This is a genomic window from Streptomyces sp. NPDC091282, from assembly GCF_044757385.1.
GTDB classification, from domain to species: domain Bacteria; phylum Actinomycetota; class Actinomycetes; order Streptomycetales; family Streptomycetaceae; genus Streptomyces; species Streptomyces gramineus.
Window position 1 is genome coordinate 25,611 of sequence record NZ_JBIVUX010000011.1, and the last position, 19,149, is coordinate 44,759.

Sequence of the window (19,149 nt, forward strand, 5' to 3'; positions counted from 1 at the left end):
CGTTTCCCCGGGGCGGGCCCGGTCGTTGAGTCCCACGTGAGGCATCCACAACGGCGCGCACGGCGCGCGGGGGCCGCGCTGGCCGCGGTACTGACATGGGCGGGGCTGCTGGCGGGCGCCGCCGGCTGCTCCTCGGACGACGGAGCGGGGCTCGGCATCGACCACGTCCTCGGCGGCGCACCCCCCGCCCCCGAGGACGTCATCCGCATCTCCCCGGGCGACGGCACCAAGGCCGTACGTCCGGGCGCACGGCTGACGGTACGGGTGCCCGGCGGCCGCCTGGAGTCCGTGAGCGTCGTCAAGTCCCAGGACGCCCAGGACTCCCCGGTCCCCGGGCACATCGCCGCGGACGGCACGACCTGGCAGCCCGACGACCCGAAACTCGCGCTCGCCGCCAAGTACACGGTCGACGCCGTCGCCCGGGACGGCGACGGCCGCCGCTCGGCCCGGCACACCACCTTCACCACGCTGGTCCCCGACGAGCGCTTCATCGGGTACGTCACGCCCGAGAACCGCGCCACCGTCGGCACCGGCATGATCGTCTCCCTCTCCTTCAGCCGCGACATCGACAACCGCGCGGCGGTCGAGCGCGCGGTCCGGGTCAGCGCCCAGCCCGACGTCGAGATCCGCCCGCACTGGTTCGGCAAGAACCGTCTCGACTTCCGGCCCGAGCACTACTGGCAGCCCGGCACGGTGGTCACCGTCGGCCTCGAACTGCGCGACGTCGAAGGCGCCCGCGGGGTCTACGGGCTGCAGCACAAGACGTTCACCTTCACCGTCGGCCGCAGCCAGGTCTCCCTGGTCGACGCGGCCAAGCACACCATGGAGGTCCGCCGCGACGGCAACCTCCTCGCCACCGTGCCGATCACCGCGGGCGCGCCCGCCCACACCACCTACAACGGGAAGATGGTGGTGATGGAGATGCACGAGGTGACCCGCATGAACAGCCAGACGGTCGGCTTCGGCGGCGAGTACGACATCCCGGACGTCCCGCACGCCCTCAAGCTCACCGACTCCGGCACGTTCCTGCACGGCAACTACTGGGCGCCGGACGCACCGGGACGCGTCAACGTCAGCCACGGCTGCGTGGGCCTGCTGGACGTGAAGGGCGGCAGCTCGGACACGCCGGCCGGCTGGTTCTACGACCGCTCCCTGATCGGGGACGTGGTCGAGGTCGTGCACAGCAACGACAAGACGGTGGCCGCCGACAACGGCCTGGGCGGCTGGAACATGGCGTGGAAGGAGTGGAAGGCGGGCGGCGCGGTCACGTGACCGGACGCCGCCGGTCCGGTGCCGGGCGGAGACCTCCGCGCGAGGCGACGGAAGTTGCGACGCAACGGTGACATTCGCCCAACACCAAGCTCAAAACCCTCCGGTTACTATGCGCAAATGCGCGGGCGGAACGCGCCGGGGTGGGCCTGACCAGGCCCTCGGAGGGGAGAACGACGTTGAACGTACGGCCGATATCGGGGGCGGCGGTCCGGGCCCGGGGCAAGGGTCTGGCCGTCGTGGCCGGAGTTCTGCTCATGGCGGTCACCGCGTGCGGGGGCAACGCCTCCGACAAGGGGGACGGGGCCGGCAAGGAGAAGGACTCGACGACGCAGGCGAGCAAGCAGTCCCTCGCCACCGTCAGCATCAGCCCCAAGTCCGGCGCGACCGACGTGGACACCAGCGGGGCGCTCAAGGTCAGCGCTGCCAAGGGCCGGCTGACCGACGTGGAGGTCAAGGACTCCAAGGGCCGGAAGGTCGAGGGCACGATCGCGGCGGACGGGGCCGGCTGGACCCCGGCCGGGCACCTGGCCAGCTCCACCAAGTACACGGTGCACGCGGTCGCCAAGGACTCCGAGGGGCGTGAGTCGGCCGAGGACGCCACGTTCACGACGCTCACCCCGAAGAACACCTTCACCGGCTACTTCACGCCCGAGGACGGTTCCACGGTCGGCGTCGGGATGCCGTTCTCCATCCGGTTCACCCGGGGCATCACCGACCCGGCCGCCGTCGAGAAGGCCATCACCGTCAAGACCGAGCCGGCGGTGGACGTCGAGGGCCACTGGTTCGGCAACGACCGCCTCGACTTCCGTCCCGAGAACTACTGGAAGTCGGGCACCAAGGTCTCCGTCACGCTGAACCTGGACGGCGTCCAGGGCCGGGACGGCGTCTACGGCAAGCAGGCCAAGACCGTGAAGTTCACGATCGGCCGCAACCAGGTCTCGGTCGTCGACGCCAAGAAGCACACCATGAAGATCATGCAGGACGGCAAGGTCGTGAAGACCCTCGCCGTCACGACCGGCAAGCCCGGCTACGACACGTGGAACGGCCAGATGGTCATCAGCGAGAAGCTGCGGGTGACCCGGATGAACGGCGAGACGGTCGGCTACGGCGGCGAGTACGACATCAAGGACGTGCCGGACGCGATGCGGCTGACCACGTCGGGCACCTTCATCCACGGCAACTACTGGGGCGGGGACGCCTTCGGCAACTACAACGCCAGCCACGGGTGCGTGGGGCTCCGCGACGTCCGCGGCGGCGGCGACCGCGGGGTGCCGGCCGCCTGGTTCTTCGACCACTCCATCATCGGTGACGTGGTGACGGTCAAGAACTCGCACGACGAGACGGTCTCCCCGGACAACGGCCTCAACGGCTGGAACATGTCCTGGAAGCAGTGGACCGCGTGAGGGCAGTGAACGCCCGCTAACCTGCGGGCATGACTGTGACCCTCGAAGTGGCCGAAGGCGTCGGGACCCTCCGCCTCGACCGGCCCCCGATGAACGCCCTGGACGTCGCCACCCAGGACCGGCTCAAGGAACTGGCGGAGGAGGCCACCCGCCGCGCGGACGTCCGCGCCGTCGTCATCTACGGCGGTGAGAAGGTCTTCGCGGCGGGGGCCGACATCAAGGAAATGCAGAACATGGACCACGCGGCGATGATCGTGCGCTCCCGTGGCCTGCAGGACTCCTTCACCGCCGTCGCCCGCATCCCGAAGCCGGTCGTCGCCGCCGTCACCGGATACGCCCTCGGCGGCGGCTGCGAGCTCGCCCTCTGCGCCGACTTCCGGATCGCCGCCGACAACGCCAAGCTCGGCCAGCCGGAGATCCAGCTCGGGCTGATCCCGGGCGCCGGCGGCACCCAGCGGCTGCCCCGGCTGGTCGGGCCCTCCAAGGCCAAGGACCTGATCTTCACCGGCCGCATGGTCAAGGCGGACGAGGCCCTCACCATCGGCCTGGTCGACCGGGTCGTACCCGCCGCCGACGTCTACACCGAGGCGCACGCCTGGGCGGCCCGGCTGGCGCGGGGGCCCGCGATCGCGCTCCGCGCGGCCAAGGAGGCGGTCGACACCGGTCTCGAGACCGACCTGGAGACCGGGCTCGCCGTCGAACGGAACTGGTTCGCAGGGCTGTTCGCGATGGAGGACCGCGAGCGCGGTATGCGCAGCTTCGTGGAGGACGGGCCGGGCAAGGCCAAGTTCCTCTGATCGGGCGCCTGTTGTGAAACCTCCGCCGAACCGCTTGCAATTGACATGATGTCTCGTTCCCGGTCCCTCGATGGGGCGGTTTATGGGAGCCTTAACGCACCCTTAAGTCTGCCTTGTCGAGGGAGTCTGTCGATTGCCCGGAGACGCGTCGTCACCGCAGGTGGGGCGGGCCGTGAGCGCCCCTGAAATGCCGTTGGCATATGCCGCCCGACCGGTGCCGGGCGGGAGCGCGGCGGGGGCGTATTCCTCCGGAACGGCCCCGGCGGGCACGCCGGACGGCCATGATGGGGGCATGGCGGGGCTGGAGGGCATCGAACAGCCGCGGGGACACAGCCGTGCGGCCGCGGCGCGGTGGTCGCCTGCGGTCGAGGACGAGCGGGCACTGAAAGCGATCGAGCTGTTCGGCAACCCGACGGAGGCCGAGGTTCCGCTGCCGTCCCGCCCCGAGTCCGCCGCGACCGCCCGCCGGCTCGTCCAGGTCGTCGTCCTGCGCCAGTGGCGGCTCAGCCCCAAGACGACGGAGGACGCCGTCTTACTCGTCTCCGAACTTGTGGGCAACGCCGTACGGCACACCGGCGCCCGCGTGTTCGGACTGCGGATGCGCCGCCGCCCGGGATGGATCCGCGTCGAGGTGCGGGACCCCTCGCGCGGCCTGCCGTGCCTGATGCCGGTCCAGGAGACCGACCTCAGCGGGCGCGGCCTGTTCCTGGTGGACAAGCTGTCGGACCGCTGGGGCGTCGACCTGCTGCCGCGCGGAAAGACGACCTGGTTCGAGATGCGCGTGGCGGACCGGTAAACGGCTCGCCTGACAAGCCCCCTATCAGGTCAATCACCCGTTTTCTCACCCCACCCCCCTTAAATGGGGCGGGTGACCACCTCCAACCGACGCGGCGTCCTCCGCGCAGGCGCCGGCCTCATCGCCGGAGGCACACTCGCCACGGGGTGCGGCACCACCGGTACGGGCACACCGCCCCCGCACCTGGCCGCCGACCTCGCATCGACCAGCCCCACCTCGGCCGCGCCCTCCGCGCCCGCCCCGCGCGCCTTCCCCGGCCTTCCGCTCCAGATCACCCACGGCCCGCGCGCGAGCACCGCCGTCGCCCTCACCTTCCACGGCCAGGGCGACCCCGACCTCGCCACCCGGCTCCTGACCACCGCCGAGAAACACGGCGCCCGCCTCACGGTCCTGGCCGTGGGCAGCTGGCTGGACGCGTGTCCCGCCATGGCCCGCCGCATCCTCGACGGCGGCCACGACCTCGGCAACCACACCCAGCGGCACATCTCCGTCAACGCCATGGCCGAGACCGGTGCCCGCGCGGAGATCACCGACTGCGCGGACCGGCTCAGACGGCTCACCGGCTCGATCGGCAGCTGGTTCCGCCCGTCCAGGTCGCCCACCGCCTCGCCGCTCGTCGCCCGGCTCGCCACCGAGGCCGGCTACCCGCACGTGCTGTCGTACGACGTCGACTCGCTCGACTACACCCGGCCCGGCGCGGCCGCCGTCACCCGCAAGGTGCTCGCGGAGGTCACCGGCGGCTCGGTGGTGAGCATGCACTTCGGCTATCAGGACACCGCCGACGCCCTCCCCGACGTCCTCCAAGAACTCGACCGTCGCGGACTGCGCGCGGTCACCACCACGGAGCTGCTGAGCTGATGCGAACCACGAAAGCCGCCCGGCTGCCCGTCGTCGGCGCCGCCCTCGCCGCCCTGGCGCTGCTGTCCGCGTGCGGCGGCGGATCCGGGGACCCCGAGACCCCGGCCGCCCGCACCACCGTCCCCGCGCAGGCGGAGGCGAAGAAGGCGGGACCGTCCGTCGACGTGCTGCCCGGCATGCCCCCGGTCCTGGACCCGCACGACGTGTACGCCGCCGACCGCCCCGGCAACCTCTCGCCCGTCGTCAAGGACTTCCCGTCCCGGATCTACGTCCCCAACACCAACTCCGACACGGTCACGGTCATCGACCCGAAGACCTACCGGGTCATGGAGACCATCCGGGTCGGCCGGCAGCCCCAGCACGTCGTGCCGTCCTGGGACCTGAGGACCCTGTGGGTCAACAACGACCTGGGCAACAGCCTCACCCCCATCGACCCGCGCACCGGCCGGGCCGGAGAGCCGGTGCCCGTGCACGACCCCTACAACCTGTACTTCACGCCCAACGGCAAGTACGCGATCGTGATGGCCTCCAACGACCGGCAGCTGGTCTTCAGGGACGCCCACACCATGAAGACCGTCAAGGCCGTCCCGGTCACCTGCTACGGCGTCAACCACGCCGACTTCTCCCTGGACGGCCGGTACTTCATCGTCTCCTGCGAGTTCAGCGGTGAGCTGCTCAAGGTGGACACGGAGAAGATGGAGGTGCTCCGGCACGAGAAGCTGCCCTACCAGGGAGCCATGCCGCAGGACGTCAAGGTCTCGCCCGACGGCAAGCTGTTCTACATCGCCGACATGATGGCCGACGGGCTGTGGATCCTGGACGGCGACCACTTCACCAAGCCCTCGTTCCTGGCCACCGGCAAGGGCGCGCACGGCCTGTACGTCAGCCGGGACTCGCGCGAGATGTACATCTCCAACCGGGGCGAGGGCACTGTCTCCGTCTTCGACTTCGCCCAGAAGCGGCTCACGAAGAAGTGGCGGCTGCCGGGCGGCGGCAGCCCGGACATGGGCGGGGTGTCGGCGGACGGCAAGGTGCTGTGGCTGTCCGGCCGGTACAACTCCGAGGTGTACGCCATCGACACCGGCACCGGCGCCGAACTGGCCCGCATCCACGTCGGCAGCGGCCCGCACGGCCTCGCCGTCTACCCGCAGCCCGGCCGCTACTCCCTCGGCCACACCGGCATCTTCCGCTGACCGCCGGGCTCACGCCCGCAGCAGCAGCGCCTCGGCGCCGACCGGCCGGTAGCCGGCCGCCTGGAACGCCCGCACGCTGCGGGCGTTCCCCGGCGCGACCTGCGCCCACAGCGGCTCCCCGGCCAGCTGCCGGGCGGCGGTCACCAGCGCCCGGCCCAGTCCCCGCCGCCGTACCCCCTCGTCCACCTCCACCGACACCTCAAGACGCCCCGCGACCCCCCGCCCCAGCACCACCACCCCGCCCTCCGCGGCCCAGGCGCGCACCTCGCCGCGGCGGGCGCGGGCGTAGGCGACCCGGGCGTGGCCGACACCGGCGAGTTCGGTCAGCGGGAGGGCGGGACGGCCCGGGAGCGGCTCCGCGACCAGCAGCGCGTCGACGGTCTCCTGCTCGCGGCCGGTACGGTCCATCAGGGCGGTGAGGAAACGCGCGTTCATGGTCGCGCACAGCGGATCGCACGGGATCGCGCGCAGGGTCTCGTGCACCCACCGCGGGTCCTCGTCGGTGAAGACGACCGAGTGTGCGGTGAAGGAGAGGACCCCCGCGTCCCGGGCGGACGGCTGCGGCACGACGGTCGTACGCCCGTCGGGCGGCGGGAACACCCCACGGGCCGCCGCGTCGAGAATGTCCGCCAAGGTCTCCATGACCGTGTCCGCTCCTTGGGTCTTCGGCCACGCCGAACCCGGCTGCCCGGCGCGTCCCGGCCCGGAACGTCACGCCCCGGAGTCGGCCTGGACGGCCGCGGCCCTGCGGGCTCGTACGGACCGTTAATCTGACCTGCGACAGTACGCCGACATGGCACAGGCAACACGAACAAAAAGGGGCGGATCCGGTGGCGGACATCGAGGAAGCACGCAAGCAGTTCGAGCGGATCGATGCGGACGGTGACGGCTACATCACCGCCGACGAGTTCAAGTCCGCTCTCGCGCAGGGGGGCGACTGGAACGTCACCGTGACGGTGGCCGAGGCCATCATCAAGACCCGCGACCTGGACGGCGACAAGGTCCTGTCCTTCGACGAGTTCTGGGCCCACCTGAACAAGTAGGCGCCGGCGGCACAGCGCGAGGGGGCCCGGGATCCGGGCCCCCTTCCGCGTGTCCGGGGCCGGGGCTCAGGCGCCGTGCTCGACGCGCACGGTCCAGCGGCCGCCGTGCCGCTCCAGGGTCAGCGGCAGGTCGAAGCACTTGCCGACCTGGTCGCCGGTGAGGACCTCGGCGGCCGGGCCCTGCGCCAGCGCCCGGCCGTCGCGCAGGAGCAGCGCGTGCGTGGTGCCCGCCGGCAGCTCCTCCAGATGATGGGTGACCAGGACGGTCGCCAGGTGCGGGTGCGTCCGGCGCAACGCGTCCAGCGCGCCGAGCAGCCGTTCCCGGCCCGGCAGGTCCAGGCCCGTGGCCGGTTCGTCGAGCAGCAGGAGCCGGGGCTCGGGCATCAGGGCGCGGGCGATCAGGGTCCGGCCGCGCTGTCCCTGCGAGAGCGTGGGCCAGCGGGCCTCCCGGTGCCCGGCCAGCCCCAGTGTCCCGGTCAGCCGGTCGGCGCGTGCCGTCTGTTCCGGCGTCGGACGCCACCGGGGCAGCAGCGCCGCGGAGTTGGTCAGCCCGGTCAGGACCACGTCCCGCACCCGCAGCGGGCCGGCCGGCGAGTGACGGGGGTCGACGTGGCCCACCTGGGTCCGCAGTTCGCGCAGGTCCACGCGGCCCAGCCGGGCGCCGAGCACCTCCACCGTGCCGTGCGTCGGATGGACCAGCGCCCCGAGCAGGCCGAGCAGGGTCGACTTCCCGGCGCCGTTGGCCCCGAGCAGCGCCCAGTGCTCGCCGGCCCGCACGGTCAGGGACACCTCCTGGAGGATGGGCCGCCCGTCGCGCACCACGTGCACGTCCTGCGCGTGCAGCACGACGCTCATCGCGTCACCGTCCGGCGGGCGAGGCCTGGCATGGGGAGAACACCGCGGAACGTCATGACGGGTACGCTAGCCACTCCTCAGGTTCTCAGACAAGTGAGAGTTCCTGGGTACCGTGTCGGTCCGCAGCAGAGTGGGTGACCCCGCATGGCCCTCGGTCCCGTCCGCCCGAGCCCCCTGGTCGAACAGGCCGCCGCCCGGCTGCGCGAGCAGATCACCGGCGGCACCTGGCCGGTCGGCACCCGGCTGCCCGGCGAGACGACGCTGGCGAAGGAACTCGGCGTCGGCCGCTCCACGGTCCGCGAGGCGCTGCGCGCGCTCACGGGCGCCGGTCTGGTGCGGCCCCGGCAGGGCTCGGGCGTCTTCGTCGTCGCCACCGAGCCCGCCGAGGACTGGCCGGCCCGGCTGCGCAGGGCCGCGGTGACGGACGTGTACGAGGTCAGGACGGCGCTCGAAGTGCACGCCGCCCGGCTCGCCGCCGCACGCCGTACCGCCGAGGACCTCACGGCGATCGAGGCGGCGCTGGCGGCCCGGCGGGCGGCGGGGGACGCGGACGACCCGGCCTTCGTCGACGCCGACATCGCCTTCCACGCGGCGGTGGTCGCGGCCGCCCACAACCCGGTGCTCGCCGACCTGTTCGCCGAGTTCCGGCCGGTGCTCCGGGCGGGCCTGATCGAGCTGCTGGCCCTGACCGGTCTGCGCGCCGCCGACCCGGTCACCGGGGACGAGGCCCACGAGGCGCTGGTGCGGGCGCTGGCGGCCGGTGACGCGGAGGCCGCGGTGCGGGTGCTCGGGGCGGAACTGGCCGATCCGTTCGCCGGCTGACCGATCACCCGGTCGGCGCAGCCGTGGAATAGGCCCCGCGCGCCCGGGGTTGTCGCCGCATGCCAGTGCATGCATGCGCGTGCATCGAATCGCGAAAGGCGTGTCATGAAGATCGGCATCATCGGCGCGGGCAACATCGGCGGCAACCTCACCCGGCGGCTGACCGCCCTCGGCCACGAGGTGTCCGTCGCGAACTCGCGCGGACCCGAGACACTGCACGACCTCGCCGAGGAGACGGGGGCGACCGCCGTACGGGCCGAGGAGGCCGCGCGCGGCGCCGAGGTCGTGGTCGTCACGGTCCCGGTGAAGGCGGTTCCCGGCCTGCCCGCAGGCCTGCTGGACGGCGCGGCGGCGGATGTGGCCGTGATCGACACCGGCAACTACTACCCGCGTGAGCGCGACGGCCGGATCGACGGCATCGAGGACGGGGACGTGACGGAGAGCCGCTGGACCGAGCGGCAGATCGGACACCCCGTGATCAAGGCGTTCAACGGCACCTACGCCCAGGACATCCTGGACCGCCACCGCCCGGCAGGCGACCCCGGCCGCCAGGCCGTCCCGGTCTCCGGCGACGACGAGGCGGCCAAGCGGGTCGTCCGCGCGCTGATCGACGAACTCGGCTTCGACACGGTCGACAACGGCGGCATCGACGACTCCTGGCGCCAGCAGCCCGGCACCCCGGTGTACGGCCTGCGGGCCGGCGCCGACGAGGTGCGCAAGGCGCTCGCGGAGGCGTCTGCCGAGCGGCCGGAGGCCTTCCGGGGATAACGCGCACCGCGCACCGCGTCCGCCGGGGCGGCCGGCGGCGGGCCGGATCCGGCAAGCCCGGTCCCGCCGCCGGCTCAGCCGCCCTTCACCGCCCAGGACTTGAGGGCCGCCTTGGAGGCGAAGTCCGCCACGTTCTTGTCGTGCGGGTCACTGGTGTACTGGTGGAACCGCCAGTCGGCCTGGATCCGCGGGTGCCCGGCGCTGACGTAGTCGGCTATCCACAGGCCGTCGCCGGCGAACGAGGTGGTGTCGACGTTCAGCCAGAAGTCGCGGTTGGTGTAGAGCACCACGCGGTGGCTGGGCCGCAGTCGCTGCACCGCGCGGAGGAAGCGGTCCTTCTCGGCGTTGCTCGCGTGCGTGCCGTCGCCGGTGGTCTCCCAGTCGACGGCGAGGATCTCGCCCGCCTTCTCGGGGGCGTGCTGGACGAAGTACTGGGCCTGGGCGTCGAGGTTGCCGGGCCACAGGAAGTGGTAGTAGCCGACGACCAGTCCGGCGTCGCGGCCGGTCTTGGTCTGGGCGGCGAGCTTGGGATTGACGTACGAACGCCCCTCCGTCGCCTTGATGAAGACGAAGGAGACGCCGTCGGTGTCGTAGGCGGAGGACTGGTACGCGCTCACGTCGATACCGTGCAGCATGTGGGGGACTCCCCGGGGAGCAGGAATTGAGAGTGCGTGTTCCGTATTCCCCGGATCGGCGCCGCCGACCCTCTCGCGCCGTCAGGGGGCGGCGTCGTTCCCGCGGTGGGCTTCGATGTGGAGCGTCGGGGTGGTGCCGAAGGCGGCCTTGAAGTGCCGGATGAAGTGACTCGCGTCCGAGAACTGCCATCGTGCCGCGACCTCGGAGATCCGCCGGGCGTGGGACGACCCGAGGAGGTCGTCGTGCGCCCTGTGCAGACGCCGGTGGCGGGCGAAGGACATGACGGAGTCACCGGACCCGGAGAAGCAACGGTGCAGCGTCCGGAGGGAGACCCCGAGGACCCGCGCGATCAGCGCGGGCGACAGGTCGGGTCTGTCGAGGTTCGCCTCGATGGCACTCCTGGCCGCTCGCAGGAGCGGCAGCGACGGGTCCTGCGTACCGGGGCCGGAGACGTCCCTCCGTGTCTCCTCCGGGCCCGTCCCGAGGCCGCACCCGCCGCCCGCCGGCTCCGCCGGGCCGGCCAACGGGGCGCCTGGGAAGGGGAGTTCCGTTCCGCCGTCGGGGCGCTCCACCCGACCGGAGACCGTGTCGACCATCCGTGCCCTCCTTCGCTCCCCGGGACCGCGGCCGCCGGAGCGACCGCCGAGGGGTCCAGGGAACCGGTCGGCCGTTCACGTCCGGTCGACATCGGGTTCACGTCCGGTCTACGACGGGTCCCGGCACCGGCCACGGAGCGCGGAGGGGGGGGCGAAATCAGCTGGTGGGAAAGGGTGTTCGGCGCGGTCGGCGACCTCTTCGGCGAGACCCGTCACGCGTCCTGCGCGGCCCTGCTTCCGAGGAGGAACTCGCCCACCGTCGACTCGGTCTCCCAGGGCAGCCCCGTCGCCGCCGCGAAGGCGTCGCCGTCGCCGCTGCCCAGAGCGCACCCCGCCAGCCCCATGGCCGTCGCGACGCCGTACATCACCTGGTACAGCACGCCCACGTGCTTGAGGGTCATGGCGTACCCCATCGCGGAGTACTTCCACATGACCCGCCCGAACCGCGCGGTGACCAGGAGGGCCACCTGAGGGGGAGAGGACATCCGCGCGGTCAGCCGTGACATCTCCGAGAGCCGTCGCACGGCGGGCCCCGGCCGCGTGACCAGTTCCAGCACGTGCCGCTCCGGGTCGTAGTGGTAGAGGCCCGGCGGCATCCCGTCGACCCGCTCGACCAGCGGATAGATCTCCAGCTCGTGGCTGCCGCCGCCGGACGGATAGGGGCGGTCGCCCACCTCCTGCTTCCCGTCGCCGCGCACGCCGCGGTTGCGGGCACAGCGGTACAGGAACTCGCCGAGCCGGGCGAGGGTGAGCGGCGCCGTGTCGTCGTGGCGCCGCAGCGACCGGCGGTCCTCCAGCACCTCGGTGAGGGTCATGTCGTTCGCCCGCAGGTCCTCCAGGTCCGCCCGGGGCAGCGGGACCACCGGTCCGCCGAACGGCGGACGGACGGCGGGCAGGGGGTCGGTGACGCCCTCGGCCCAGCGGGTGCCGCCGAAGGGCGCGTCGTGCCGGCCGTCCCGGCTTCGGCTGTGGAACAGCAGCTCGTGCGGGGCCCATTGGGCATAGCGGAACTCGCGCTCGTGGCCGCCGTCCCGCGGGACGAGGAAACCCTGCCGTGCCAGGGCGCCGAGAACGGCCGGAACCGCCTCGGGCCACTCCACCGGATGCGGCCCGGCTGCCGCCGCGTCCCGGGCGGCCGGTGCGGCCAGCGAGGCCAGCAGGCCCACGAGCCCGGCGTCGTGGATCTCCGCCGCGACCTGCGCGAGCGGCGACTCCAGCACCATCCCCGACGTGTCCGCGCGCAGCACGGCGAACCGGGACAGCCGCAGAGCGGCCGGGTCGGGCGCGGCGGCGGAGCCGGCCGGGGGCGGGGCGGCCGGTCCGAGCGGCCGGAAGGTCAGCAGCCGTGTCCGTCCGGCCGTCAGCGTCACCGAGAGCCAGCCGTGCGCCCGCAGCCTGCGTACGAGTTCGCGCACCCGGGGCAGGTCCGGCTCGGCCACCCGGCCGCGGACGCCGGCCAGCAGCGACTCTTCGTCCGCGGCCCCGGCACCCAGCAGCTCCAGGGCCGCGCTCCGGTCCGGTGTCAGCGCGCCGAGGAAGGTCCCCCGCTGCCCGGCGTAGACGCGGGTCGCACCGGTGGCGTCCGGTACGACCCGGGCGCCGGGACGAAGCCGCAGGAGTTCACGGACGGGCGCCGCGCCGTGCACGGCGGCACGCTCTTCGCCGTCACGGTGGGAAACGCCGGTGCCGGTCACGTCGGTTCCGCCTCTCCGCGTCCCCGGATTCCCGGGGCGGTCAATTTCCCATGTAATGGCGTCCGCGCGGGCCCGGAACGACCGCGATGCCGTCGGTCACGAGCATGAAGCGCTCCATTCCAGGAACGAAGACGTTGACCACGGCGAGGCCTTCCGGGGTTTCGGTCCTGCGGCGGAGGACCGGAAATCCGTGAGCGGAAAGACGGCCCAGCAGTTCCTCCAGATGCCGCCGGGGCGTGGCCGGATGACTCGTCGACTCGAACGGCACCGGCTCGGCGGTGGGCAGCAGCGCGGTGAAATCCGCCAGCCGGCAGGACCGCAACGACGGGAAGTCCCGCGTACCGTCGTGCCGCGGGAACATCGCGGACGGAAAGAGGCGGTCCGCGTCGGCGAATTGCGCGGCGCCCTGGATCTGGATCAGTTCGCTCAGCGCCCGGTGTGCCGCGTGGTCGGACGACAGGGACGCACCGCAGCCGCGGATGCGGGCGGGATCTCCGTCATGGGGCGGCAGGAAGGCGAGGTACGCCGGAACCCCCACGTCCGTGGTCATGTTGATCAGATGCACGGTCCGGCCGGTCACCTCGTCGGCCAGCTCCGCCAGCCTCGCCGGAGCGGCCGGCAGCGTGGCCCTGTCCACGACCCGCAGTCGCGGACGCCGGCGGCGGAGGAACTGGCCGATCAGCAGCAGCGAGAAGGCGTCGCGTTCCACGACCTCGTTGAGCGCGTGCACCGTCGCCTCGTCCGCGGTGACACCGGAGGCCCAGCCGTTGTTGCTGGAGTACCGCCACACCCCCGCGTAGTCGTAGGTGTCGCCGAGAGCGGCACGGAAGGACGGATCGGCGTCCACGTAACCGGGCGTGGACAGGAAGACGGGCACCGGGACGGTGGCCCCCGAGAAGAGGTCCTCGTACTCCAGGCACCCGATGCCGCCGTCCGGGAACTCGCCGAGCAGACGGACGGCCTGGTCGGGGAAGAGCGGGCTGTCGTGGTGAGCGAGCGCGTGGGCCCGTTCGCTGCGCACCGCGCCGGGATCGAAGTAGTCCTTCTCGCTCACGTAGTGTTCGAGAGCTTCGAAGAGAGCACCCACACGCGCCGCCTCCGGCGCGCCCTTTCCCAGCCCGAATCCGTCCTCGACCCTGGTCGCGCCCTTTCTCAGTTCGCACGCCCACGCCCCGGATTCCGCCTCCAGAACCGGGACGAAACGGGCTTCGAGGCCCAGTGAGCGAGCGGCGGACAGACCGTGCCGCAGGGCATCGGCGAGTTCGTTCTCCCGTTCGCCGGCCTGTATCGGCCTGGCGACGTCCACCGTGGCGCTTTCCGTCATCAAGGATCCCTCTCGAGTGAGAAAGTGCGCCGCAGCCGACTCGGAGGAGTACGGCTGCGGCCACGTCGGAGCGTTGACTTATCGGTCGGCGCCGGAAGGAAGCGAGGAATCGACGGCCTCGTCCTCGAAACCGGTGCTGAGCATGCAGGCGAGGGCCGCGCGCTCGCTTTCCGCGAGAACGACGTCCTCGCTGCCGATGGCGGCGGTGCAGCGCGCCCTGAGGTCTCCTGTACCCATGGAATTGCCTCCCTGGAGTTGTTCCGCTCTTGCCTCGCGGGAGACATTAGGACGGCTCACAGCGGCATGGATTGCACGTCAGTGCCAGGGCCGGGAGGCTAGCCCGCTAGCACTCGATGATGTTCACCGCGAGTCCGCCCCGCGCCGTCTCCTTGTACTTGACGCTCATGTCGGCGCCGGTGTCCTTCATGGTCTTGATGACCTTGTCCAGGGAGACCTTGTGGGAGCCGTCGCCGCGCATGGCCATGCGGGCCGCGGTGACCGCCTTGACCGCGGCCATGCCGTTGCGCTCGATGCACGGGATCTGGACCAGGCCGCCGACCGGGTCGCAGGTCAGGCCGAGGTTGTGCTCCATGCCGATCTCCGCCGCGTTCTCCACCTGCTCCGGCGAGCCGCCCAGCACCTCGGCGAGCGCGCCCGCCGCCATCGAGCAGGCGGAACCGACCTCGCCCTGGCAGCCGACCTCGGCGCCGGAGATGGAGGCGTTCTCCTTGAAGAGCATGCCGATCGCGCCGGCGGCGAGGAGGAAGCGGACCACTCCGTCCTCGTCGGCGCCGGGGACGAAGTTGATGTAGTAGTGCAGGACCGCAGGGATGATGCCGGCCGCGCCGTTCGTGGGGGCGGTGACCACGCGGCCGCCCGCCGCGTTCTCCTCGTTCACGGCCATCGCGTAGAGGGTGATCCACTCCATCGCGTGGGCCAGCGGGTCGCCCTCGGCGCGCAGCTGGCGCGCGGTGACGGCGGCCCGGCGGCGGACCCGCAGACCGCCCGGCAGGATGCCCTCGCGCGACATCCCGCGCGTGACGCAGGCCTGCATGACCCGCCAGATGTCCAGCAGGCCCGCGCGGATCTCGTCCTCGGTGCGCCAGGCCCGCTCGTTCTCCAGCATCAGCGCGGAGATCGACAGACCCGTCTCCTTCGTCAGGCGCAGCAGCTCGTCGCCCGTGCGGAAGGGGTACTTCAGGACGGTGTCGTCCAGCTTGATGCGGTCGGCGCCGACCGCCTCCTCGTCGACCACGAACCCGCCGCCGACCGAGTAGTACGTCTTGGAGAGCAGCTCCGCCCCGGAGGCGTCGTACGCCCACAGGGTCATGCCGTTGGCGTGGTACGGCAGGGCCTTGCGGCGGTGCAGCTTCAGGTCGGCGTCGAAGGAGAACGCGATCTCGTGCTCGCCGAGCAGGGACAGGCGCTTGGCGGCCTTGATCGTCTCGATCCGGTCGTCCGCACCCTCCACGTCGACCGTGCGCGGCGAGGCGCCCTCAAGGCCCAGCAGCACCGCCTTCGGGGTGCCGTGCCCGTGGCCGGTCGCGCCGAGCGACCCGTACAGCTCGCAGCGCACCGAGGCGACGGAGTCCAGCAGTCCTTCGTTGCGCAGGCGCAGGGCGAACATGCGGGCGGCGCGCATCGGGCCGACGGTGTGGGAGCTCGACGGGCCGATGCCTATCGAGAACAGGTCGAAGACCGAGATGGCCACGGGAACTCCTTGGAACAGGGCGGGGGCACACGCCATCGGGTGCCCCCACCAGGGAACTACTTGTTCAGACCGGGGTAAAGCGGGTGCTTGGCCGTCAGCGCCTCGACCCGGGCCGCCAGGGCCGCAGCGTCGTAGGACGGCTTCAGCGCCTCGGCGATCACGTCCGCGACCTCGGCGAAGTCCTCGGCCGTGAAGCCGCGGGTGGCCAGCGCCGGGGTGCCGATCCGCAGACCCGAGGTGACCATCGGCGGTCGCGGGTCGTTCGGGACGGCGTTGCGGTTGACCGTGATGCCGACCTCGTGGAGACGGTCCTCGGCCTGCTGCCCGTCCAGCTCGGACGCGCGCAGGTCGACGAGGATCAGGTGCACGTCCGTGCCGCCGGACAGGACGTTCACCCCGGCCTCGCGGGCGTCGGGCGCGGTCAGCCGCTCGGCGAGGATGCGCGCACCCTCCACCGTACGACGCTGGCGCTCCTTGAAGTCCGCGGAGGCGGCGACCTTGAAGGAGACCGCCTTCGCCGCGATCACGTGCTCCAGGGGACCGCCCTGGAAGCCCGGGAAGACGGAGGAGTTCAGCTTCTTCGCGAAGGCCTGCCGGGCCAGGATGATGCCGCCGCGGGGACCGCCGAGGGTCTTGTGGGTGGTGGAGGTGACCACGTCGGCGTACGGCACCGGGTTCGCGTGCAGACCGGCGGCCACCAGGCCGGCGAAGTGGGCCATGTCGACCCACAGGTAGGCCTCGACCTCGTCGGCGATCCGCCGGAACTCGGCGAAGTCCAGCTCGCGCGGGTACGCGGACCAGCCGGCGATGATCACCTTCGGCCGGTGCTCCTTGGCGAGGCGCTCCACCTCGGCCATGTCCACCAGACCGGAGTCGTCCACGTGGTACGCGACCACGTCGAACTGCTTGCCGGAGAAGTTCAGCCGCATGCCGTGGGTCAGGTGACCGCCGTGGGCGAGGTCCAGGCCCAGGATGGTGTCGCCGGGCTGGGCCAGCGCGAACAGGGCCGCCTGGTTGGCGGAGGCGCCGGAGTGCGGCTGCACGTTGGCGTACTCGGCGCCGAACAGCTCCTTCACCCGGTCGATGGCGATCTGCTCGGTGACGTCGACGTGCTCGCAGCCGCCGTAGTAGCGGCGGCCCGGGTAGCCCTCGGCGTACTTGTTGGTGAGGACCGAGCCCTGTGCCTCCATGACCGCGACCGGCGCGAAGTTCTCCGAGGCGATCATCTCCAGAGTGGACTGCTGGCGTACCAGCTCGGCGTCGACCGCGGCCGCGACCTCGGGGTCGAGCTCGTGCAGGGGCGTGTTCAGAACGGACATCTGTTTCTACGACTCCTGTAGGTACGGCGCCTCAGCCGGCGGTGAACGCGGTGTACTCGTCGGCGGAGAGCAGGTCGGCCGGCTCGTCCGCGAACCGCACCTTGAACAGCCAGCCGCCCTCGAAGGGGGCCGAGTTCACCAGGGACGGGTCGTCCACGACGTCCTCGTTGATCTCGGTGATCTCACCGGTGACCGGCGAGTAGAGGTCGGAGACCGACTTGGTCGACTCCAGCTCGCCGCAGGACTCGCCCGCGGTCACGGTGTCGCCGACGGCCGGGAGCTGGACGAAGACGACGTCACCGAGCGCGTTGGCCGCGTGCTCCGTGATGCCGACCGTCGCCACGCCGTCCGCGGCGGCCGACAGCCACTCGTGCTCCTTGCTGTAACGCAGCTGCTGGGGGTTGCTCATGGCCTGAATTCTCCTGTACGCGGTGGGGTGCTGGTGAAAGAGGAGTGCGGGAAACACACGTGAGCAGCGGAAATGTGCGCAGGGTCACGCACCGCCGGGCTCGGTGTCTTTCTCTGGGTCCGCCTCGGGATCTACTTCTGGCGCTTGTAGAACGGCAGGGCCACGACCTCGTACGGTTCGTGGCTGCCCCGGATGTCGACGCCGACACCCGCGGTGCCCGGCGCCGAGTGCGCCGCGTCGACGTACGCCATGGCGATCGGCCTGCCGAGCGTGGGGGAGGGGGCGCCGGAGGTGACCTCGCCGATCACCTTGCCGTCCGCGACCACCGGGTAGCCGGCGCGCGGCACCCGGCGGCCCTCGGCGACCAGGCCGACCAGCACCCGCGGCGGATTCGCGGCGGCCCGGTCGGCGGCCTCGGTCAGCGCCTCGCGGCCCACGAAGTCGCCGTCCTTCTCGAACTTCACGACCCGGCCGAGGCCGGCGTCGAAGGGGGTCAGCGAGGTGGTCAGCTCGTGCCCGTACAGCGGCATGCCCGCCTCCAGGCGGAGCGTGTCGCGGCAGGACAGGCCGCAGGCCACCAGGCCGACACCGGCGCCCGCCTCGGTCAGCGCCTCCCACAGCGCCACCGCGTGCTCCGGCTTCACGAACAGCTCGAAGCCGTCCTCGCCGGTGTAGCCGGTGCGGGCGATCAGCGCCGGGACGCCGGCGACGGTGCCGGGCAGCCCGGCGTAGTACTTGAGGCCGTCCAGGTCGGCGTCGGTGAGCGACTTCAGGATCCCGGGCGACTCCGGTCCCTGGACGGCGATCAGCGCGTACGCGTCCCGGTCGTCGCGCACCTCGGCGTCGAAGCCGGCGGCGCGCTCGGTCAGCGCGTCGAGGACCACCTGGGCGTTGGAGGCGTTGGCCACGACCAGGTACTCGGTCTCGGCCAGCCGGTAGACGATCAGGTCGTCGAGGATGCCGCCGTCGGCGCGGCAGATCATGGTGTAGCGGGCGCGGCCCACGCCGACGGAGGCGATGTTGCCGACCAGGGCGTGGTTCAGCAGGGCGGCCGCCTCGGGGCCGGTCACCGCGATCTCGCCCATGTGGGAGAGGTCGAAGAGCCCGGCCCTGGTCCGCACCGCGACGTGCTCGTCGCGCTCGGAGCCGTAGCGCAGGGGCATGTCCCAGCCGGCGAAGTCGGTCATGGTGGCGCCGAGCGAGCGATGCAGGGCATCGAGCGCGGTACGGCGGAGTCCAGCGGAATCGGAACTGCTCATCGGTCGGTCGTCTCCCAAAGATCCCAGGGCATGACAGGCGAGGTCGGTCCTCCCCATCTGTCATCGGAACCTGAGAGGTTCGCCTCGACCACGGACGTGGTCGAAGGCTTGCACCTTGGGTGGGACCGCCGGCGGGCGGTCCGCTTTTCAGATGTGCCTCGCCCGCGCGGTAACGGTGCCTGAGAGATTCAAGGGAGGGACTTGCTCCTTCGGCGCCCCGGTGAAGACTGCCGGGGACTCTCCCGCGCGGATTCAAACGGCCGGTATGCAGTTGGCGCGCACATCATTGCATGCCGGGCCGGGCTTTGTAACAGCCCTGTGGCCGGAACCGGACGGAACCGCGAGACACCGTGCATTACCTTCTCTTTACAATAAGCGGGGAGAACCTTTCCTG

Annotated in this window: 20 protein-coding genes and 1 riboswitch; of the genes, 9 read left to right on the forward strand and 11 right to left on the reverse strand. The window is 71.8% G+C overall.

From position 1 onward, the window contains the following. Nucleotides 1–36: 36 nt before the first annotated feature. The 6 genes from ACIQOE_RS36630 to ACIQOE_RS36655 all read left to right on the forward strand — a co-directional run bounded on the left by ACIQOE_RS36630 (nucleotide 37) and on the right by ACIQOE_RS36655 (nucleotide 6,319). Nucleotides 37–1,272 (forward strand): Ig-like domain-containing protein, encoded by a 1,236-nt coding sequence (locus ACIQOE_RS36630; RefSeq protein ID WP_351323410.1) that lies wholly within the window; start codon nucleotides 37–39, stop codon nucleotides 1,270–1,272. A 176-nt stretch (nucleotides 1,273–1,448) separates the two neighbouring features. Beyond that, the gene (locus tag ACIQOE_RS36635) at nucleotides 1,449–2,675 is read left to right on the forward strand and encodes an Ig-like domain-containing protein (protein WP_365558834.1); all 1,227 of its coding nucleotides are present in this window, start codon (nucleotides 1,449–1,451) and stop codon (nucleotides 2,673–2,675) included. A 29-nt stretch (nucleotides 2,676–2,704) separates the two neighbouring features. After that, nucleotides 2,705–3,472: an enoyl-CoA hydratase/isomerase family protein gene (locus ACIQOE_RS36640; protein WP_401416278.1), complete on the forward strand. Its 768-nt coding sequence runs from the start codon at nucleotides 2,705–2,707 to the stop codon at nucleotides 3,470–3,472. A 187-nt stretch (nucleotides 3,473–3,659) separates the two neighbouring features. Then, complete coding sequence (locus ACIQOE_RS36645; RefSeq protein WP_351323413.1) at nucleotides 3,660–4,268, forward strand: ATP-binding protein; 609 nt, start codon at nucleotides 3,660–3,662, stop codon at nucleotides 4,266–4,268. 63 nt (nucleotides 4,269–4,331) lie between these two features. Further along, nucleotides 4,332–5,126, forward strand: coding sequence for a polysaccharide deacetylase family protein (locus tag ACIQOE_RS36650; protein ID WP_351323415.1), 795 nt, complete (start codon nucleotides 4,332–4,334; stop codon nucleotides 5,124–5,126). Beyond that, nucleotides 5,126–6,319, forward strand: a complete 1,194-nt coding sequence (locus ACIQOE_RS36655) for a YncE family protein (RefSeq protein ID WP_351323416.1) — start codon at nucleotides 5,126–5,128, stop codon at nucleotides 6,317–6,319. The genes ACIQOE_RS36650 and ACIQOE_RS36655 overlap by 1 nt, the downstream gene beginning before the upstream one ends. A gap of 9 nt (nucleotides 6,320–6,328) precedes the next feature. Here ACIQOE_RS36655 and ACIQOE_RS36660 read toward each other — a convergent pair whose 3' ends face one another. Then, nucleotides 6,329–6,961, reverse strand: coding sequence for a GNAT family N-acetyltransferase (locus tag ACIQOE_RS36660; protein ID WP_401416281.1), 633 nt, complete (start codon nucleotides 6,959–6,961; stop codon nucleotides 6,329–6,331). A gap of 188 nt (nucleotides 6,962–7,149) precedes the next feature. Between ACIQOE_RS36660 and ACIQOE_RS36665 the strand changes: the two genes are divergently transcribed. After that, complete coding sequence (locus tag ACIQOE_RS36665; protein WP_351323419.1) at nucleotides 7,150–7,362, forward strand: EF-hand domain-containing protein; 213 nt, start codon at nucleotides 7,150–7,152, stop codon at nucleotides 7,360–7,362. 66 nt (nucleotides 7,363–7,428) lie between these two features. Here ACIQOE_RS36665 and ACIQOE_RS36670 read toward each other — a convergent pair whose 3' ends face one another. Then, a complete protein-coding gene (locus ACIQOE_RS36670) occupies nucleotides 7,429–8,217 on the reverse strand; it encodes an ATP-binding cassette domain-containing protein (protein WP_365558841.1) in 789 nt (262 codons plus the stop codon). A gap of 144 nt (nucleotides 8,218–8,361) precedes the next feature. Here ACIQOE_RS36670 and ACIQOE_RS36675 point away from each other — a divergent pair, with 144 nt between their 5' ends. Next, nucleotides 8,362–9,039: a FadR/GntR family transcriptional regulator gene (locus ACIQOE_RS36675; RefSeq protein ID WP_401416284.1), complete on the forward strand. Its 678-nt coding sequence runs from the start codon at nucleotides 8,362–8,364 to the stop codon at nucleotides 9,037–9,039. 69 nt (nucleotides 9,040–9,108) lie between these two features. Further along, on the forward strand, nucleotides 9,109–9,807 hold the full coding sequence (locus tag ACIQOE_RS36680; RefSeq protein ID WP_351323422.1) for an NAD(P)-binding domain-containing protein: 699 nt from the start codon (nucleotides 9,109–9,111) through the stop codon (nucleotides 9,805–9,807). Between the two features lie 74 nt (nucleotides 9,808–9,881). On the opposite strand, the gene ACIQOE_RS36685 is transcribed toward ACIQOE_RS36680, so the two are convergent. The 9 genes from ACIQOE_RS36685 to gcvT all read right to left on the reverse strand — a co-directional run bounded on the left by ACIQOE_RS36685 (nucleotide 9,882) and on the right by gcvT (nucleotide 18,755). Beyond that, nucleotides 9,882–10,442, reverse strand: coding sequence for a glycoside hydrolase family 25 protein (locus ACIQOE_RS36685; RefSeq protein WP_351323423.1), 561 nt, complete (start codon nucleotides 10,440–10,442; stop codon nucleotides 9,882–9,884). Nucleotides 10,443–10,523: 81 nt separating this feature from the next. Further along, a complete protein-coding gene (locus ACIQOE_RS36690; RefSeq protein WP_401416287.1) occupies nucleotides 10,524–11,039 on the reverse strand; it encodes a helix-turn-helix domain-containing protein in 516 nt (171 codons plus the stop codon). Nucleotides 11,040–11,251: 212 nt separating this feature from the next. Then, the gene (locus tag ACIQOE_RS36695; RefSeq protein ID WP_401416290.1) at nucleotides 11,252–12,733 is read right to left on the reverse strand and encodes a SagB family peptide dehydrogenase; all 1,482 of its coding nucleotides are present in this window, start codon (nucleotides 12,731–12,733) and stop codon (nucleotides 11,252–11,254) included. Between the two features lie 40 nt (nucleotides 12,734–12,773). Next, nucleotides 12,774–14,057: a YcaO-like family protein gene (locus tag ACIQOE_RS36700; RefSeq protein WP_401416292.1), complete on the reverse strand. Its 1,284-nt coding sequence runs from the start codon at nucleotides 14,055–14,057 to the stop codon at nucleotides 12,774–12,776. A 78-nt stretch (nucleotides 14,058–14,135) separates the two neighbouring features. Next, on the reverse strand, nucleotides 14,136–14,294 hold the full coding sequence (locus ACIQOE_RS36705) for a hypothetical protein (protein WP_351323427.1): 159 nt from the start codon (nucleotides 14,292–14,294) through the stop codon (nucleotides 14,136–14,138). Between the two features lie 106 nt (nucleotides 14,295–14,400). After that, nucleotides 14,401–15,768, reverse strand: coding sequence for an L-serine ammonia-lyase (locus tag ACIQOE_RS36710; protein ID WP_351323428.1), 1,368 nt, complete (start codon nucleotides 15,766–15,768; stop codon nucleotides 14,401–14,403). Between the two features lie 56 nt (nucleotides 15,769–15,824). Further along, nucleotides 15,825–17,087 (reverse strand): serine hydroxymethyltransferase, encoded by a 1,263-nt coding sequence (glyA, locus tag ACIQOE_RS36715; protein WP_351323429.1) that lies wholly within the window; start codon nucleotides 17,085–17,087, stop codon nucleotides 15,825–15,827. Nucleotides 17,088–17,118: 31 nt separating this feature from the next. Beyond that, nucleotides 17,119–17,496: a glycine cleavage system protein GcvH gene (gene gcvH, locus ACIQOE_RS36720; RefSeq protein WP_351323430.1), complete on the reverse strand. Its 378-nt coding sequence runs from the start codon at nucleotides 17,494–17,496 to the stop codon at nucleotides 17,119–17,121. A 131-nt stretch (nucleotides 17,497–17,627) separates the two neighbouring features. Beyond that, a complete protein-coding gene (gene gcvT / locus ACIQOE_RS36725; RefSeq protein ID WP_401416297.1) occupies nucleotides 17,628–18,755 on the reverse strand; it encodes a glycine cleavage system aminomethyltransferase GcvT in 1,128 nt (375 codons plus the stop codon). 157 nt (nucleotides 18,756–18,912) lie between these two features. Further along, a riboswitch (glycine riboswitch) is annotated at nucleotides 18,913–19,010 on the reverse strand. Nucleotides 19,011–19,149 lie beyond the last annotated feature (139 nt).